Raw genomic sequence first — 18,738 nt, 5'->3', positions numbered from 1 at the left:
TAAGCAGCTAATGGATTTGTATTATGACAATTGGGATACAATAACCATTAGCTTTTAATTTAGTTCCCCTATCCAACTCTTATTTAGTTCCCCTATCCAACTCTTACTTAGTTCCTTTTTCCAATATACTCAAGTGAGTAAATATGTGTTTTCGATAGATCAATGACTTCTTGGATAAACTCCTCTTGGGTTTCTTTGAATCCATTTTGGATCCAATTACGAAGGAGTCCGTAAAAGCCATAGGCTGTATAACGTTTAAAATAATCCATATTGACTGGGATATTGTTGATTGTTTCAAAAATAAATTGTTCATTATAAATTTTCAAGATCGTTTGAGGGAACCGTGTGTGTAGTCCTGGTAACGTGTCATCGTAGTTAATTAGTTCAAAAAATGTACGGTTTTTATAGATATAAGAAACGATATTTAAAGATGGTGCTTTTAGCTTGTCTGTATAAACCTTGTGACCAGGTACATATGGTTTGCCTACTGATGCTTCTAACCCTTGGAGCATGGAAACAAGTAAATCTTCAGCTAATTCAATTTTATCTGGATAATGGATATAAAAGGTACTGCGATTATAAGCGGCATAATCGACAATGTTTTTTACAGTAACGGAATGGTAACCTTTTTCTTTTATGAGTTCAATCAATGCTTGCTTTAAATGTGCTTTTGTCCGATTTTGTCGCCCTGATGTTGGATTTTTTTCGTTATTCATGATAAAACCTCTCTCTAAATAGACAGTTTCAACATAAGTGTCTAACTAGTAGACACTTAATGATATCTTAATGATTGTTAAATGTGAACAAAGTAGTACCATTAAATTGTAAGGAAAATAGAACAGATAATAGATCTGTATAGTACTTTTCTTTAGAACAAGGATAGTAATTTTCATACTAGGAGGATGTAGAATGGGTAAATTACAAGACAAAGTAGCTGTGATTACCGGGGGAGCATCTGGTATTGGGGCAGCAACAGCAAGATTATTCGTTTCAGAAGGAGCCAAAGTAGTTCTAGTAGATTTAAATGAGGAAAAAGGTAAAGCCTTTGAAGCAGAGTTGAAAGCGCTTAATGCTGAAGCTCTTTTTATAAAAGCAGATATTACGAGTGAAGAAGACGTTGCAAATATCTTTAGACAAACCGTTGACACTTTCGGCAAAGTGGATGTTGTCTTCAATAATGCAGGTATTGGCCGTGTACACCCTTCACATGATTTAGATTACTTAGAATGGCGTAAAACCGTAAATGTTGACTTAGATGGTGTTTTCTTAGTAGCACGTGAAGCCATTCGCGAAATGTTAAAAACAGGTGGCGGTACGATTGTTAATACGGCATCTATGTACGGTTTGGTTGGATCACCTGGTTCAGCAGCTTATAACGCAGCAAAAGGTGGCGTAATTAACTTAACTCGTTCACTTGCACTTGAATATGCGGAAAAAAATATTCGTCTTAACGCATTATGTCCAGGTTTTATTGATACACCAATTATACCGGAAGAAAGCAAGCAAGCTTTAGCATCAGCTACACCGATTAAACGACTTGGTAAAGCAGATGAAATGGCAAAAGCAGTTTTATTCATGGCATCTGATGATTCTTCATTCATGACTGGTAGTTTCTTAACTGTTGACGGAGGGTATACAGCACAATAATAATCCTAAAAGACGTTTCTATTGGATCAAGATTGAAACAGTAAATAGTTTTTAATAATGGCTCTTTTCTAAGAGATTGTTACTTTTATAACGAAAACTGTTTCAGGTTGATTGGAACGGATTGCGAGACTCCTACGGGAGCAGCGGGACAGGTGAGACTCATGCAGGCGTTTACGTCGAGGAGGCTCACCGCCCCGCGGAAAGCGAGCATCTCTCGATGCAATCAACCACACCGCACTACTCGCTAAATAGCAACAAAGTTCGGCGAGTCAGCCTTAATAATAAAAGGAGGAAATTTCAAATGAGCAATCGATTTGATGGGAAAGTGATATTAATTACAGGAGCAGGATCTGGTTTAGGCCAAGCCTCTGCCTTACAAATGGCAAAAGAAGGAGCAAAGCTTTCACTCGTTGATTTAAACTCAGCTTCACTAGAAGAAACAAAAAGTAAAGTGTTAGAGGTTTCACCAAACGCAGATGTCTTGCTTATCACAGCGAATGTGGCAGATGAAAAAGCAGTTGAAAACTATGTAAAAGAAACAGTTGAGAAATTTGAGAAAATCGATGGTTTCTTCAACAACGCAGGGATCGAAGGAAAACAAAACCTAACAGAGGATTTTGGCAATGATGAATTCGATAAAGTAGTCAGTATTAACTTAAATGGTGTGTTTTATGGTATGAAATACGTGTTGAAAGTCATGAGAGAACAAGGTTTTGGCTCTATTGTTAATACAGCTTCTGTTGGTGGTATTCGTGGGGTAGGAAACCAATCTGGTTATGCTGCTAGTAAACACGGAGTTGTAGGATTAACAAGAAACTCTGGAATTGAATATGGGCAATATGGAATTAGCATCAAAGCCATTGCACCAGGAGCAATCATGACACCAATGGTCGAAGGATCATTAAAACAAATTGATCCAGACAACTGGGAAGAAGTAGGGAAACAATTTGTTGAGCCAAACCCAATGAAACGTTTCGGTAAACCAGAAGAAGTAGGTTATTTGGTGGCATTCCTACTATCTGATCAAGCCAACTTTATCAACGCAACCGTTATTCCAATCGATGGTGGACAATCTTATAAATATTAAGAGGTGTATTGATAGTACGCCTATAGATTTAATTTAACAAATTTCTGCCGCAAAAGCATTTGCAAATGAAGGTGCAAAAATAGCATTGGTAGATCTGAAAAGATGGATTTAGTCCTGTTATCCAAAGAAAATGGTTGAGGAAAATTTTTGATTAGTACAAGGTTGGAGATAACTTCCAATCATACTTGGATAATGAGACTATCCTTCACATTCTTAAAAGAACAGTAAATTATTTTCTAGGAGACTATAGTGGATAAAAGATATTGAAATTAAAAAGAGATTTTGGAGGGATTTATATGACATTTCCAGTATTAGAGGGTAAAGTGGCTATTGTAACAGGTGCAGCAATGGGGATGGGACTTGCTACAGCAAAGCTTTTTGCAGAAGCAAAAGCAAAAGTAGTGGTAGCAGACTTTAATGAAGAAAAGGGAATAGCAGCCGTTTCTGAAATTGAAGCAAATGGAGGAACAGCATATTTTGTAAAAGTTGATATTTCTAAATCTGATCAAGTACAAAATATGGTTGCCAAAACTGTTGAAAAATTTGGGCGTCTTGATGTTGCCGTTAATAATGCTGCATTAACGCCGGATAATGCCCCTGCAGCCGAGTTTGATGAAGATTATTGGAACAAGCTAATCTCAATCGATCTTACTGGAACAGCATTATGTATGAAATATGAATTACAACAAATGATTAAGCAAGGACAAGGCGGAAGTATTGTTAATATATCATCAGTAAGTGCTTTCCGTCCTCAACCAAATAATATTGCCTATGTTGCAGCTAAACATGGGGTAGTAGGAATGACTAAGGTTGCGGCACTAGAAAACGGTGATAAAAATATTCGTGTTAATACTGTAGCGCCAGGGGCGATTGATACTCCAATGTTAAGAGGAGCGTTGGAAGAAACTGGGCAAACTGAAGAAGAATTTGCACCTCAGCTAAGTCTATTAGGTAGGTTTGGTCAGCCTGAAGAAATAGCACAAGCAAGTCTATGGTTAGCTTCAGATCAATCTTCTTATGTAACTGGTACTACTATACACGCAGATGCTGGCTACACTAGTCGTTAAATACAAGAACAAAAGCGCATGCTCCTTGAACAGCCTCGGGCAAATAAGCCACTTAAGAATAGAAGGTGTTCTTTACCTTCAATTCTTAAGTGGCTTAGACCCAAGAGGGGCTAGGCGCTGGAGCTGGATGCCAAGCGCTTATCCACATACAAGAATTTTATTAATTTCCTAGACAATAAAAACTATTTTAAAAGAGGATATCTTACTTTATTCCAAAAGTGGTGTCTTCTTTTCTTGAATAGAAATTCCAACTATTATTCCCATGTAAAATGAAGTAGTTAACTAGAAAACTAACTATAAAAAAATGAGCATAAAAACTAACCTTACTGATTTCTTATTTGTAGGTCTAGGTGAATTATTCTCTTTAAAGATATATATATCCCTCTCCGATCATCAAAAGAGAAGCTTTAATCCCTTGGTAGATAAGGAGTTGAAGCTTTTTTACTTTGAAAAAAGCTTGAGTTTATCTCTGAGGTTCTTACCTTTGCCTTTGAATAGAGTCTATTGACGTAAATATTCTTGTAAAGCTTGTTGGAGTGTGCCTAAAGTTTTTGTGTTTTTGTCAAATGAGCAGCCAAGGTGGATCATTTTTCGTACTACCTCAGCCCTTAATCCGGTAATAACGGATTTACATCCCATCATAGAAGCTCCCTCTATTATTTTTAATAAATGATCAATTACTTCAACTTCCATATTAGCGATACCTGATAGATCAATAATCAAAGTTTGAATGCGGGTGACTCCAATTTCAGTTAGTACTTTTTCCTCTAGGATATTTGTTCGAAATTTATCAACAGTCCCAATTAATGGTAAAATGCAGACGGTAGAATTTATTGGGATAATTGGTACTGATAAATTCTCAACCAACTCTCTATGTGCTTTAATCAAAGAATCTTTGTATTTAGAATAACTAATAAAGAAGGAATTTAAAAAATCGTCAATCCGGTTATTTATTTCTTTTTCAAGAGTAAAAAAGTTGATAATGATCTGTTCATTCGTTAATCGGTTATACTCTTTTATAAGAAACCAAACCGTTCTACGAATGGCTTGTATCCACTCTAATTTAAATGATAAGTCAATTGAATGAGTCGCCCAAGCAATACCTTCTTGCTTTGCAAACAGCTGAAGTTCTTTTTCTTTTTTATTAATAATATAGATAACGAGATTTTTTGCATTATTTACAAGATCAATATTTCCAATTTGTAAGATTTCATTAATCTTAACTTTTACATTAACAGCCTCAGAAAGAAGCAACTCTTCAAAATTATTAATATTATTCTCAAAAAAATCTTTTAATTGATATGTGGCTAGGTAGTTGAATTTCATTGCTTATTCCCCCTTTTTTGTAAGTTTATTGAAATCTACTGCCTTCATCTATTTTAAAATGAATGGAAGTACAAAATAAAAAACACACAGGATAATGACTGGGAAATTTTCCTTCATTTACAATTGTTTTTTCAAAATCTCTGTTTTTACTTCCACTAGACAAAAGATCCTCAAATAAGAAAATTATCTTTATTCCATTAGTACTCAGTGAAATCATGTTCATAGTTATTTTCATTTCAGTGTCAAATGATCTTTGTTTTTATACTAATTATCTAAGTTCGTAAGTTAATAATAATTTAAACTATGTGGACTTTTCATGGTTGTATAATATCCCCAATAGTAATTACCCCCTTACCTCCTTAAGTAAACAACTTTAATGAATTTTTTACCTATATTTAATAATTCCATTTAAAATATTTAAAGTGATAAGACATAGAGGATCAATCACAAAATAAAGAAACGAGAAATGTGAAAGATATCGTAGAGTTTTGGGACAACAATGGATTTGGTTTTTCAAACGTGAATGCTAAAAAGCAGCTGTTATCTTGGTTAGATGATTCTAGCTTTTTACAGCCTAAAGACATGATCTTAAAAGCCGTGACAATTGCCTGTGCTAATAACAAGAGGAAGCTAAACGATGTGATTGGAATTCTGAAAAACTAGGAAAATGAATCTTTACTGACCGTGGGAGAAATTGATTCTTTTCATGAGAATCAAAATCTAATACCAAAGCATAAGCAATCAACCGAATCGTTTCCTGCTAGAATAGCGATTCCAAGTGGATTTAGAGTGAATGAACTTAATAATCCATTAGGTTGTTTTCGCTTAACCACGAATGAACATAATCAATGAATTTATTAGTGGCAGGAGATGAGTTTGTTTTTTTGGCTATTCCAATAAAACGATAAGACTCAACCTCTAAATTCAGCACTCGAATGCTTTTTGGGATATTTGATAAGGTCATTTCAGGTCGTATGCTTATACCTAAGTTATTTTCTACCATTGAAATAATGGCTTGATCATCTGAGACCTCGAATTTAATTGTAGGATTTATTTCATTTTCCTTGAAAATTTCTTTTATCTCGTTGTCCCATCCTTCTTTTGGCATAATTAAGGATTCTTTCTGTATTTGATTGAAAGATATATTATCCTGATTATGTAGGGGGTGTTTGTCAGAAAGAATACAAAGCATCCTATCTTTTTTTAATGGCAGAAATTCAAGTGACTTCTGTGTTGGTAAACTGAGAAATCCACAATCTATTACTCCATCGGAAATCCATTGTTCTATGGTAGAATAATCACCTTCAAACAATCTAACAACAATACTTGGATGATGCTCTTCAAAAATTTTGATGATATTTGGTAACCATTGAGTAGTAATACTTGTGAATGTACCTATTCTTACTTCACCGACCTCTAACCCGTTAATTGCTGCTGCTTCTTGTTTCATTCTATTATTTAAAGTTAAAATGTCACGAATATATATAAGCATGCGTTCACCGTTCTCTGTTAAATTTATGCCCGCTCGACCTCTGGTAAGTAAAGAAAAACCAAACTCACTTTCTAGACTAGAAATTGCATGACTGATTCCTGATTGTGTAATTTTCAATATTTCTCCTGCTTTGGTAAGGCTGCCTGATTCTACTACTGTGTAAAAAACTTCAAAACGATTAAGTGTCATCATTAATTTCTCCTTTTCACATTAATTCATCTCATGTATTATATTATAAACATTCATTTTACTCATGGATAGTCACTAAAGTATAATAAACATAACAAATCAAACAAAAGTGCCATTCATTAAATTTGGATAAAATTATTCATATTTCCTGCAATAGGATTGGAGAATGTCTATTTTTAAACTAATTATTATTTCAAGTTAATATAATTTGTTCAATCTAGGAATTGTTAATTATTCTTATATAATTTTATGGTGTATTTTTTAAGCGCTTACAAAAAACAACGAAATAAAAACCTATTAATTATAACATTTGAAAGTTGTGTGTTTTGTTCGATAACTCGTTTTATAAATTATTTTGTAAGAATATGTAACAGTCTTATTGAACGATAATAAAAGTTTATGTGTATAATATTTACATTAAGAGAAGTGTAGTACTCCAGTAGAGTTAATTATCAGAATTGTTCGGATATTTGTTTTGAGAAAAGGCGATATGATTTATATTAAACTTAATTTACGCAAGTGATAGATTAAGCCTGAAATTGCAATAACAGGATATTAATATTTTTTCATAAGCGGGGGGAGTAACTAATGAACTTCGAAGTTAAATTATCGGTGCACGAAATTTTACAAAGTAAACATTTTAAACATGCAAAAGTAATAGCGGGGAGTGCTGGTCTTTTTAGACCTGTACGATGGGTACATGTTCTTGAAGTTACTACGATTGAAAATCTCTTAAATGGGAATGAACTTATTCTTTCAACAGGAATCGGATGGAAAAGTGATCAAGATGTTTTTATGTCATTAGTTCAACAATCTATAGATTCGAATGCATCTGGACTTTGTATTGAACTTGGTACTTACATTTCTGCTATACCCAAAGAGATAAAAAACTTAGCGGACGCTCATGATTTTCCTATAATCGTATTCTCCAAAGAAGTAAGGTTCATAGATATTACACAAGAAATTCATAGCCTCTTAATTAAAAAACATTACAAAATCCTTTCTGATCTTGAAGAATATTCGAATAGGTTAAATCAGTTGCTTCTTTCCTCTAATCCACAACAAAGAATCTTACAACTTTTACACGAGCACTTAAAAATGAATGTTTTCTATATTTCAAATCAAGGAAAAGTTAAAGTAATTTCTAAAAAAGATAAGGATAAACAAAATGAAATTTATCAACTCATAAAAGAGAATAGAATACCAAAGGGAATGAGCGTTGCCCACCAATCGGTACAGGCACTGAGTCAGACATTTGCAGATCTGTTTATCATTTCAGAGTCCGAACCAATTACAGAGTTTGAAACACTTATTTTAGATCGTAGTGCTACAGCATTAGCTCAATGCTTATTGCGGGAGCTATATGTTGAAGAACAAAGGATGGCTAAAGAATCCGAGTGGGTAGGGTGTTGGATTGAAGGAGAATATAGAAATGAACAAATTAATCGCTACCTCCTAGAGCTGGAACCGAACCTTAACCCAAATGTATGCTCTGTGATGATTTGTAAGGCTGATAATTTAGATAAATTAATTTCGGAATTCACTTACTTAAAAGTTTACTTTCGATCTATCTTTGAACAGAGAGGCATTTATTTGTTATTTCATATTCAAAAAAATCAAATTGTTTTCATCCTTCTTAATATCTGGAAAAGAGAAGATTTTAAGAGAAGAATACAAGAGAGTATTGATTGTTTAGTAAAGTCTGACTTTATTAAGAAGAAGAAATTTTCCCAACTAGATTTTAGTGTGGGGAAATTTGTAAAAGATTTAAGTCATATAAAAAGTAGCTACCTTTCAGCCAAAGAAACACTAAGTATTCGAGAAAAAATGCCAAGTGAATTAAAGGCTTATTTTTACGAGGATCTCTATATATTTAGATTAGTTTTAGCTGCTAATGAACAAGGTGTACTTAGTGAATTCATTTCAGATTATATTGGACCGATCATTCAACATGATCAAAAGACTAACGGTGAGTTACTAAGAACGTTAAAAATATTTTTGCAATGTAAAGGCGCGAAAAAGGAGACAGCGGAACATCTTCATATCGTTCGACAAACACTTTATCATCGACTTGATAAAATCTATGAATTAATTGGAAGAGATTTCATGGAGTCTTATAAACGTCAAGCAATTGAAGTGGCAATATCTGCTTATGCATATACTACTGCAGCAATTTCATCCTATGAATTTGCTTCTGTGAAGTCGTCATAGTCAACTTTACACCTATATGTAACCTATATTTATTATAAAGTCAGGACTAACCCTTGCAGACTCTTAACGAGATTTTGTAAGGGTTTTTTACATAGTTGCCATAATCCTTTTAACCCTATTTAGAAAATATACCTATTTATTATCCGTAAAAATTAAGTCTGTGTTTCTATCCTAAATAAGACAATATGTATACCTTTTCGTTTTGTACAACTATTAATGTAGAAAATAATTGATAAATATTTTACACAGTGTCCAATGAAGGGTGATATTGATAACAAATATAATTAGCTCAAGAAGTTAAATATACGAAAAAAATAGGAGGTTTCATAAATGGAGGTAACACAAACTGTACAAACATTAAAAAACTTTATTAGTGGACAATGGGTAGAATCTTCAAGTAGACAAATGGAAGAAGTGCCAAATCCAGCAACAGGAAAAGTTATAGCACGAGTGCCTATTTCGACTAGGGAAGATTTAGATCATGCAGTTAGAGCTGCAAATGAAGCATTTATAAAATGGAAGAAAGTTGCTGTCCCTAAACGTGCTCGAATTTTATTCCGCTATCAGCAACTTTTAGTAGAGAACTGGAATGAATTAGCGAAACTAATCACTTTAGAAAATGGTAAAAGTTACAACGAAGCGTACGGGGAAGTACAGCGAGGGATAGAATGTGTTGAATTTGCTGCAGGTGCACCAACATTAATGATGGGAGAACAACTACCTGATATTGCTACTGGTGTTGAATCTGGTATGTACCGTTATCCAGTTGGTGTAATTGGAGGGATAACACCTTTTAACTTCCCTATGATGGTTCCTTGTTGGATGTTTCCGCTCGCAATAGCATGTGGGAATACATTTGTATTAAAGCCGTCTGAAAGAACACCTTTATTGGCAAATCGTTTAGCGGAGCTATTCAAAGAAGCAGGTCTTCCAGATGGTGTATTAAACATCATACATGGTGCGCATGACGTCGTTAATGGCATTTTGGAAAATGAGGATGTAAAGGCTGTTTCGTTTGTTGGTTCTCAACCTGTCGCTGAGTATGTATATAAAACAGCAGCAGCTAATGGTAAACGTGTTCAAGCCCTTGCAGGTGCAAAGAATCATTCCATTGTCATGCCAGATGCTAATTTAGATAATGCTGTGAATAATATTATCGGTGCAGCATTTGGTTCTGCTGGTGAACGTTGTATGGCAGCTTCAGTAGTAGTTGCTGTTGGAAGTGTTGCTGATGAATTAATTGCCCGACTAAAACAAGCAGCAGATGAAATTAAGATAGGAAACGGTTTAGAAGAAGGTGTATTCCTTGGACCAGTTATTCGTGAGTCACATAAAAGCCGCACGATTAATTACATTGAAATTGGGGAAGCGGAAGGGGCTACTCTTATTCGAGATGGAAGAAATGGTGCCGAAAATGAAAAAGGATACTTTGTTGGACCAACGTTGTTTGACAATGTGAAACCTGACATGTCCATTTGGAAAGATGAAATATTTGCTCCTGTTTTATCAATCGTTCGAGTGGGAAATTTAGAGGAAGCAATTGAACTAACAAATAAGTCTGAATTCGCAAATGGTGCATGTCTCTATACTGATAGTGCTAAAGCAATTCGTGAGTTCCGTGAAGAAATCGATGCAGGTATGCTTGGGGTCAATCTTGGAGTTCCTGCACCAATGGCATTCTTCCCATTCTCAGGTTATAAGAAATCATTTTATGGTGATCTTCATGCGAATGGTAAAGATGGAGTTGAATTCTATACTCGAAAAAAAATGCTTACTGCTCGTTACTAATCTTAGAAACTTAAATAAGGATATTGGGGTTGATTAATGTGCAAGCAATATATCAAACACAGAATTTGCAGAAAACGGATGAGAAGTACCTTTGGCATGCAATGAGAGGAGCGGCTCCAAACTCTTCTAATTTAATTATTACCGAGGCAGATGGAGCATGGGTGACGGATATCGACGGTAATCGTTATTTAGATGGTATGTCAGGTCTTTGGTGTGTCAATGTAGGCTATGGTCGAAAAGAACTTGCAAAAGCTGCATATGACCAACTTGTGGAAATGCCATATTTTCCTTTAGCACATAGTCATGTTCCTGCTATAAAACTAGCTGAAAAGCTGAATGAATGGCTTGGAGATGATTATGTTATTTTCTTCTCTAATAGTGGTTCTGAAGCAAACGAAACAGCGTTTAAGATTGCCCGTCAATATCATCATCAAAAAGGGGATCATAACCGCTATAAATTTATTTCACGCTACCGGGCTTACCATGGTAATTCAATGGGAGCTCTTGCAGCGACTGGTCAAGCGCAACGAAAGTATAAATATGAACCACTAGGTCAAGGATTTTTACATGTAGCACCACCTGATACGTATCGCAACCCGGAAGATGTTCATACATTGGAAAGTGCTAATGAAATTGATCGTGTTATGACATGGGAGTTAAGCCAAACAATTGCTGGTGTCATTATGGAGCCAATTATTACTGGTGGTGGGATTTTAATGCCGCCAGATGATTATATGGCAAAAGTAAAAGAAATATGTGAAAAGCACGGGGCGTTGCTGATTTGTGATGAAGTAATTTGTGGATTTGGCCGGACGGGAAAACCGTTTGGATTTATGAACTATGGTGTCAAACCAGATATTATTACAATGGCAAAAGGAATTACAAGTGCATATCTTCCTTTATCAGCAACGGCAGTGAAAAGAGAAATCTATGAGGCCTATACAGGTAGTGACGACTATGATCGTTTCCGACATGTTAATACATTCGGAGGAAATCCTGCTGCTTGCGCTTTAGCTTTAAAAAATCTGGAAATTATGGAAAATGAGAAACTAGTCGAACGCTCTAAAGAGTTAGGAGAACGTCTTTTATATGAACTTGAAGATATAAAAGATCATCCAAATGTAGGAGATGTACGTGGGAAAGGACTTCTTTTAGGAATCGAATTAGTAGAGAACAAGCAAACGAAAGAACCTGCAAGTCTTGATAAAGTGAATAAGGTAATAAGCCTTTGTAAAGATAAAGGGCTGATTATCGGTAAAAATGGTGACACAGTTGCAGGATTCAATAATATTTTGCAGTTATCTCCACCATTAAGTATTACAGAAGAAGACTTTTCTTTTATTATCAAAACATTAAAGGAAAGCATATTCCAATTATAGATTACAAGCTATCTTTAATAAAGGGAGTAAATAGAAATATAGAAAAAATTTCCTAACGTTTAAAGGGAGCGGTTCTGAAGCGGGATATCTAACCGTTTAGGATCAGATGAATAAAGATAAATAAGTAATTTTCTCGACACAAAAAATGATGGGAAGCTAATATAAGCAGACGTTTCTTTGAAGCGATCTGTTTTTTTATTCTGGCTATGTTGATTTTTTGCACTTTGTTGATTGGAGAGGAAACATGAGATTCCTTCAGGAGAAGCGTGTAAAAGGTAAACCACAGGGGACGCGCCGAGGAGTCTCCCGGACCGTCTGCGGAAAGCGAATGCCTGTAACGGAAATCAACCACACCGTAATACTTGATAAATAGCAACAAAGTTTGGCGAGTCAGCCTTATATTAAGATCTCATAAGTTCATTTTCATTTGAGCAATGTTAAATAGAAAAGCAGATAAGTTTTACACACTGTCCAATGAAGAGGCTAAAAGTCTGATGTATCTTTAATATAGTGATAGTTATATAGTGTTTCATTTTACAACTTGTACAATTTGATGAAGAGGTGATCATAGTGATTTTAGAAAAAGCAGACATTGAATCCGTATTAGTTAGCAATGATACCACTCAAAAAATGTATATAAATGGTGAGTGGGTATTAAGTGAATCAAATCAAACAAGAGAAATTATTAATCCTGCAAATGGTGAGGTAATTGGAATAGTAACTGAAGGATCAGTAGAAGATTCTAAAAAGGCAATTGAAGTGGCAAAAAACGCATTTTATAAAAATGGTTGGATGAATAGCAAAGCGAGAGAGCGTGCAGAACTTCTTCTGAAAATCTCAAATAAATTAGAAGAAAGAAAAGAAGAATTCGCCTATTTGGATACGTTAAATAATGGAAAAACAGTAAGAGAGTCGATAGCAGACGTTGAAGATGCTGTGAACCAATTACGTTATTATGCAGGGTTGGCAACTAAACCACATGGTCAAACTTACGATGTACCTGATGACATTCAAGCAATGGTTGTTCGAGAAGCAATTGGGGTTGTGGGGATCATTGTACCTTGGAACTATCCTCTAGTCATGGCCAACCAAAAAATTGCTGCTGCTCTTGCTGCAGGTTGTACGGTAATCGTGAAACCAGCACAACAAACACCACTTTCTGTTATTCGCCTGTTTGAAATTATTGATGAAGTAGGATTTCCACCAGGAGTTGTAAATCTAGTACTAGGGTCTGGAAGAAAGGTTGGGGCAGAACTTGTGTCAAATCCTGATGTTGATAAAGTTTCCTTTACAGGCGGTACTGATACAGGTATTAAATTAATGAAATCCGCAGCAGATACGGTAAAAAAAATCAGCTTAGAATTAGGTGGTAAATCTCCTAATATCGTGTTTGCTGATGCAGATTTTGAAGCAGCAGTTGATTACGCACTATTTGCTATTTTTGCAAATCAAGGTCAAGTGTGTTCGGCAGGGTCACGTTTAGTGCTAGAAGAAAGTTTATATGAAAAGTTTGTACCTGAATTAGTTAAACGTGCCAAAATGATCAAAGTTGGTCCAGGCTGGGAAAAAGGTGTCGAAATGGGACCACTTGTATCAGAAGACCATATGAATAACGTTTTGGACTATATTGAAATTGGCAAAAAAGAAGGAGCCACTTTGCTTTGTGGCGGTAATCGAATTGTTGAGGGTGATTTCTCAAAGGGTTATTATGTTGAGCCTACTATTTTTGGAGATACAACCCCTAATATGAGAATTGTTCAAGAAGAGATTTTTGGTCCAGTTTTAGTGATTCAAACCTTCAAAACAGAAGAGGAAGCTATTGAATTAGCGAATGGTACAGCTTTTGGTTTAGCTGGTGCTGTTTTCACGAATGATGGAGCTAAAGCACAACGAGTGATTCGCCAATTACGTGCAGGAATTACATGGATCAATACGTATCATCCAACATTTAATGAGGCGCCATGGGGCGGATACAAGCAAAGTGGAATTGGAAGAGATTTGGGAACATATGGCTTTGAAGAGTATCTAGAAATCAAGCAAATTAACATAAACCTTAATGTAGAACCATCCGGGTTTTTTGAAGGGAAATAGCAGTAGAGAAACCATTCTTAGAGGAGATTACAAATGAGAAGTTTTGACGTTATTGTCATTGGAGCAGGTGTAATCGGATCGAGCGTAGCCTATCATTTAGTGAAAAAAGGACTAGAGGTTGCACTAATTGAAAAAGGCGGTGTTGCATCAGGTACGTCTAGCAGATGTGATGCAGTAGCATTAATCTGTGATAAGAAGCCTGGTATCGATACAGAAATAGGCTATGCAAGTATCCAGCTTTTTCAACAACTAGCCAAAGAATTTTCAGTAGATTTTGAATTTTCCACACGGGGAAGTTTGTATGTTTGTGAAACAGAGAAAGAGCTGGAAATTGCAAAGGATTATGTTTCTCAGCAAGCTAGTGATGGTTATGACATGCGAATGGTGGATAAACATCAATTGCGAGAAATAGAACCACATTTAGCTGATGATTTAGTCGGAGGGATTTGGACAGAAGTAGATTCGTCCATGAATCCATATAAATTATGTTATGCGTTTGTGGAAGAAGGAAAAAAGCTCGGCTTAAAGGTTTATGAGTATCATTCTGTACAAGATATTACATTAGACGAAAAAAGCAAGGTAGAGAGTGTAGTGACTGACCAAGGTACCTTTAAGACAAAGAGCATTGTGAATTGTGCCGGGGTATGGTCACCTAAAATAGCTGAAATGGTTGGAATTCATATTCCGATTAAGCCAAGAAAAGGTATGGTTTTAATATCTGAGAAAACACCATTAAAGGTAGTAGGTCAAAAAGTTCATGAATTTGGATACATGTTATCTAAATTCGAAGATATTAAGTTTAAAAGAAATGTAAGTGAATTAGTTGAAAAACATAATGTAGCTTTTACAATCGAACCTACTGATGCAAATAACTATTTAGTAGGGGGGCATCGAGCTTTTAAAGGTTATGATATTCGTTCGGAAATTGACGTCATGCGGGCAATTGCAGAGAGAGCTATTCGTTTCTTACCAGTTTTAAAAGAAATAAACTGTATAAGAGCCTACGCAGGGGTTAGACCATGGGTTGAAGATCACCTTCCGATTGTTTCAGAAGTAGAAGATGTCCCTGGTTTTTATATTGCTAGTGGTCATGAAGGTAATGGTATTAGCATGTCTCCTATCACTGGAAGAATGGTAGCTCAACTCATTACAGGTGAGCAAACAGATTTTAACATTGATAAACTAAATTATTCTAGATACAAGAAAAAACAAGTTGCCAATATCTAAAACGAATGAATGTAAAAGTTAAAATTAATAGGAGGAATAAAAGATGACTATTGCACCAAAAGGGATTTTTGTACCATTAATTACACCATTCAATGAAGATGAAAGCATTGATTTTCAGTCTTATAAGAAAGTAATCGACTTTCAAGTTGAAAGTGGAGTCCACGGTCTTCTTGTTGGAGGCACAACAGGAGAATACCATGTGATGTCATTAGAGGAACGTAAAAGTTTAATCAAGGCTGGCTGTGAATATGCAGCAGGAAGAGTGCCTGTTATGGCAGGTGTTGGATGCACAACTGCCAAGGAAACAATTGAACTTGCTAATTATGCTGCAGACTGTGGTGCTAAATGGGGTCTGGTTCTACCACCTTATTATCATAAGACTAGTGAAGAAGGAAATCTTGAATTTTTCAAGGAAGTAGCTGAAAAATCAAATGTCGGAATCGTCATTTACAATTATCCAGGAGCAACCGGTGTTACCCTTTCCCCTGAAATGATTTATGAATTGAGTCAGGAAGAAAACATTGTAAGTGTTAAAGAATCTGCAGATTTTGGTCACTTATGTGAAGTTGTGACTCTGACGAAGGATGTGGAAAACTTTACAGTATTTACAGGTGAAGAACACTTTATCCTTCCAACTTTCTCAATTGGAGGACAGGGTGCATTTGGAATCCTCGTTAATTTGCTTCCTAAGGAACTTGTAGAGCTTTACGAATTGGTCGTTGAAAAGAGCGATCTAGATGCTGCACGTGATTTGAATCGTAAATTATCAGGTATTTATGGCTTAATGGAAGCGGAAGGTAATCCATATCCAGGTCCGGTAAAAGCAGGTATGGACTTGATCGGAATCAAAGGTGGAAAAGTAAGAAAGCCTTTAACACAACCTACTGACGAGATCAAAGCAAAGCTAAAAGAGGAACTGATTAAGTTAGGATATGAAATTAAATCACTGGATAAATCTATTGTTTCCTAAGGCTGTTTTCGCAAACTTTGTTGCTATTTACCAAGTAGTGGGGTGTGGTTGATTGCAGCGAGAGATGCTCGCTTTCCGCGGGGCGGGCGGTGAGCCTCCTCGGCGTAAACGCCTGCGGGGTCTCACCTGTCCCGCTACTCTAAGCAGGAGTCTCGCAATCCGTTCCAATCAACTTGAAACAGTTTTCGTACTAAAAGCAACAATCTCTTAGAAAAGAGCCTTTCCTAATCATAATCTTTATCATGTGTATTAAAAGAATAAGGGTATTTGGAAACTTGAATAGAAAGAGATGAATAGATTAAAGAGAATACAAATGTATTCTCTCTAATCTATAAGGAGGAGCAAAATTGATCTCTAAAGCCATTATTGATGAACGGGAATATGGATATTTAGGCAAAGAAAAAGAAAGTACGATTATTACTATGAAAAAAGGCCAGTATGTAGCGGGGTATTCAGTTGGAATCCTTTATTTAGATGAGTGCTGGTATCCTGTTTTACCAGGTAATGTTGCAAATCTCTCTACCTATGACTTTCCTGTAAGGCTAAAAGTAGTCCCAAATTGCAATCAAGAAAGAATTCATGTAGGGGATCCTACATTACTTGACGATATTATAAAAGCAGCAAAAGAATTTGAAGCAGAAGGAGCTCGTGCAATATGTGCGGCATGCGGATTTTTTGGTAACTTCCAAGATAAAGTAGCTGCAGCTGTTGATATTCCAGTTTATCTTTCAAGTGTTGTTCAAGTACCTTGGATTAAGACTGGATTAAAGCCAACTCAAAAAATTGGGATGTTAACAGCGGATGCACATGGGATTACTCCGAATTTATTTAAAAGCTGTGGGATAGATGATCCGAATATTTGTGTAGTAAGAGATTTAGGTAGATTACCTGAATTTTCAGCCATCATTGAGAGCCGAGGTTCTTTTGATAACGAAAAGGTGAGAAAAGAAGTAGTAGATGCAGCTGTCAATATGGTAAGAGAGAATCCTGATATTGGGGCAATTTTATTAGAATGCAGTGATCTCCCTCCATATGCAGCCGATATTCAAAGAGCTGTTAAACTACCAGTATTTGATTTCATTACAATGATCAAATGGGCTCATTTTGCTACAAGTCAAAAACCATATTACGGTTTTATCTAAAAATAGTAGAAAATAGACATAAAGTTAGTAAAACGTAGCATTTACGAGGGAGTATAAAAGTTTATACCTAGTGTTGTCTAGCTCCAGCGTCTATCGCCTATCAAACTTCAGATCATCTCCCTAAGATAAGTCAACATCGGTTCACTACGCTTTCCGTGTTTCCTTTATCTCAGTCGATGCTCCTCCAGTTTGTACGGCGATGAGCAAGGCGCCTTCGCTTTTCTTATGATGTGCTACTTTAGTACGTACGAGACATCAAACGTTCTCATCTGCGTAAAAATAGTTGGTTGCACATCTATTTTAAGCAGGGATGAATGTTGATGTCTTTTTTATACTATCAGAAAGTATTAGATTTTATGGATGATAGTATAAGAAAAATTAAGACTATCTCCATTAGGACTTGTATTAATAGAACATAATTCATTCTAAGCAAGCAAAATACGCTTTCTAAGTAATGCTATAGCGAAAAGCCATTTTTTTCTAATAACCATTTTTCAAGAGGATTTGGGGGAGAAATTGTATGAGTGAACAAACGGTTATATGTAGATGTGAAGAAATCACCTTGCAAGAAATTAAAGAAAGGGTCGAGCGTTTTCAATGCTCCTCACGTGAAGTAAAGTTACGAACACGTGCAGGGATGGGACCATGTGGTGGAAGAACTTGTCGCTGCATGATAGATCGTTTAGTAGAACAATTGGGTGGACCAAAAGTTTCTAACGAAGTATCACTTAGTTATCGACCTCCTGTACGTCCAGTTTCATTTGGTGTATTAGGAGGGGAACCAAAATGAATACAATGAGAGTTAACCAACATCCTATCTTAGGTGATCTTGAAAATCGAAAGAAAGTTAAGATTTATTTTGATGACAAACAATATATAGCAAGTGAAGGAGATACGATTGCATCTGCACTGCTTGCATCTGGGGTCCGGACCCTTCGTCATCATGAGGATAAGGGGACTCCTAGAGGAATTTACTGTAATATAGGACACTGTTTTGAGTGTCGGGTAAGAGTAAATGGAAATAATACTGTTCGTGCATGTTTAACTCAAGTAGAAAACGATATGCGTATTGAATCAGGCATCAATCAAACTACCACATCTTTAGCAGGAGGTAGGTAAATG

General features: G+C 35.8%; 16 protein-coding genes. 13 read left to right on the top strand and 3 right to left on the bottom strand.

The genetic code is table 11. The features are described from left to right. Positions 1-107: 107 nt before the first annotated feature. On the bottom strand, positions 108-716 hold the full coding sequence (locus I7822_RS07160; RefSeq protein ID WP_207976461.1) for a TetR/AcrR family transcriptional regulator: 609 nt from the start codon (positions 714-716) through the stop codon (positions 108-110). A gap of 193 nt (positions 717-909) precedes the next feature. Here I7822_RS07160 and I7822_RS07155 point away from each other — a divergent pair, with 193 nt between their 5' ends. The 3 genes from I7822_RS07155 to I7822_RS07145 all read left to right on the top strand — a co-directional run bounded on the left by I7822_RS07155 (position 910) and on the right by I7822_RS07145 (position 3,801). Continuing rightward, positions 910-1,647, top strand: coding sequence for an SDR family NAD(P)-dependent oxidoreductase (locus I7822_RS07155; protein WP_207976459.1), 738 nt, complete (start codon positions 910-912; stop codon positions 1,645-1,647). 301 nt (positions 1,648-1,948) lie between these two features. Further along, on the top strand, positions 1,949-2,734 hold the full coding sequence (locus tag I7822_RS07150) for an SDR family oxidoreductase (protein WP_207976457.1): 786 nt from the start codon (positions 1,949-1,951) through the stop codon (positions 2,732-2,734). Between the two features lie 296 nt (positions 2,735-3,030). Beyond that, entirely contained in the window at positions 3,031-3,801 is a 771-nt protein-coding gene (locus I7822_RS07145; RefSeq protein ID WP_207976455.1) for an SDR family NAD(P)-dependent oxidoreductase, read from the top strand. Positions 3,802-4,302: 501 nt separating this feature from the next. Here I7822_RS07145 and I7822_RS07140 read toward each other — a convergent pair. Further along, complete coding sequence (locus tag I7822_RS07140) at positions 4,303-5,127, bottom strand: STAS domain-containing protein (RefSeq protein ID WP_207976453.1); 825 nt, start codon at positions 5,125-5,127, stop codon at positions 4,303-4,305. A gap of 468 nt (positions 5,128-5,595) precedes the next feature. On the opposite strand from I7822_RS07140, the gene I7822_RS29835 reads away from it, so the two are divergent. Next, positions 5,596-5,790 carry a DnaD domain protein gene (locus tag I7822_RS29835; protein ID WP_307847699.1) on the top strand — a complete coding sequence of 65 codons (195 nt, stop codon included), beginning with the start codon at positions 5,596-5,598 and terminating at the stop codon, positions 5,788-5,790. Positions 5,791-5,926: 136 nt separating this feature from the next. Here the strand turns inward: I7822_RS29835 and I7822_RS07130 are convergent, their stop codons facing one another. Further along, positions 5,927-6,811, bottom strand: coding sequence for a LysR family transcriptional regulator (locus tag I7822_RS07130; RefSeq protein WP_307847698.1), 885 nt, complete (start codon positions 6,809-6,811; stop codon positions 5,927-5,929). A 585-nt stretch (positions 6,812-7,396) separates the two neighbouring features. Between I7822_RS07130 and I7822_RS07125 the strand changes: the two genes are divergently transcribed. The 9 genes from I7822_RS07125 (at position 7,397) to I7822_RS07085 (ending at position 18,735) form a co-directional block, all read left to right on the top strand. Next, positions 7,397-9,019, top strand: a complete 1,623-nt coding sequence (locus I7822_RS07125) for a PucR family transcriptional regulator (RefSeq protein WP_207976451.1) — start codon at positions 7,397-7,399, stop codon at positions 9,017-9,019. A gap of 330 nt (positions 9,020-9,349) precedes the next feature. Next, on the top strand, positions 9,350-10,807 hold the full coding sequence (locus tag I7822_RS07120) for a CoA-acylating methylmalonate-semialdehyde dehydrogenase (protein ID WP_207976449.1): 1,458 nt from the start codon (positions 9,350-9,352) through the stop codon (positions 10,805-10,807). 38 nt (positions 10,808-10,845) lie between these two features. Further along, positions 10,846-12,186 (top strand): aspartate aminotransferase family protein, encoded by a 1,341-nt coding sequence (locus I7822_RS07115; protein WP_207976448.1) that lies wholly within the window; start codon positions 10,846-10,848, stop codon positions 12,184-12,186. A gap of 630 nt (positions 12,187-12,816) precedes the next feature. Next, positions 12,817-14,277 (top strand): aldehyde dehydrogenase family protein, encoded by a 1,461-nt coding sequence (locus I7822_RS07110; protein ID WP_207976935.1) that lies wholly within the window; start codon positions 12,817-12,819, stop codon positions 14,275-14,277. 33 nt (positions 14,278-14,310) lie between these two features. Then, a complete protein-coding gene (locus tag I7822_RS07105) occupies positions 14,311-15,504 on the top strand; it encodes an NAD(P)/FAD-dependent oxidoreductase (protein ID WP_207976446.1) in 1,194 nt (397 codons plus the stop codon). Between the two features lie 43 nt (positions 15,505-15,547). Beyond that, on the top strand, positions 15,548-16,474 hold the full coding sequence (dapA, locus tag I7822_RS07100) for a 4-hydroxy-tetrahydrodipicolinate synthase (protein WP_207976444.1): 927 nt from the start codon (positions 15,548-15,550) through the stop codon (positions 16,472-16,474). Positions 16,475-16,821: 347 nt separating this feature from the next. Further along, positions 16,822-17,616: an aspartate/glutamate racemase family protein gene (locus tag I7822_RS07095; RefSeq protein WP_207976442.1), complete on the top strand. Its 795-nt coding sequence runs from the start codon at positions 16,822-16,824 to the stop codon at positions 17,614-17,616. A gap of 520 nt (positions 17,617-18,136) precedes the next feature. Further along, positions 18,137-18,406 (top strand): (2Fe-2S)-binding protein, encoded by a 270-nt coding sequence (locus I7822_RS07090; RefSeq protein WP_207976440.1) that lies wholly within the window; start codon positions 18,137-18,139, stop codon positions 18,404-18,406. Continuing rightward, entirely contained in the window at positions 18,403-18,735 is a 333-nt protein-coding gene (locus I7822_RS07085) for a (2Fe-2S)-binding protein (RefSeq protein ID WP_207976438.1), read from the top strand. Before I7822_RS07090 ends, I7822_RS07085 begins: the two co-directional genes overlap by 4 nt. Positions 18,736-18,738 lie beyond the last annotated feature (3 nt).

Origin of the sequence: Metabacillus bambusae, from assembly GCF_017497975.1 — a bacterium.
Classification (GTDB): Bacteria; Bacillota; Bacilli; order Bacillales; family Bacillaceae; genus Metabacillus; species Metabacillus bambusae.
This window is presented reverse-complemented; position numbering and strand designations above follow the sequence as displayed.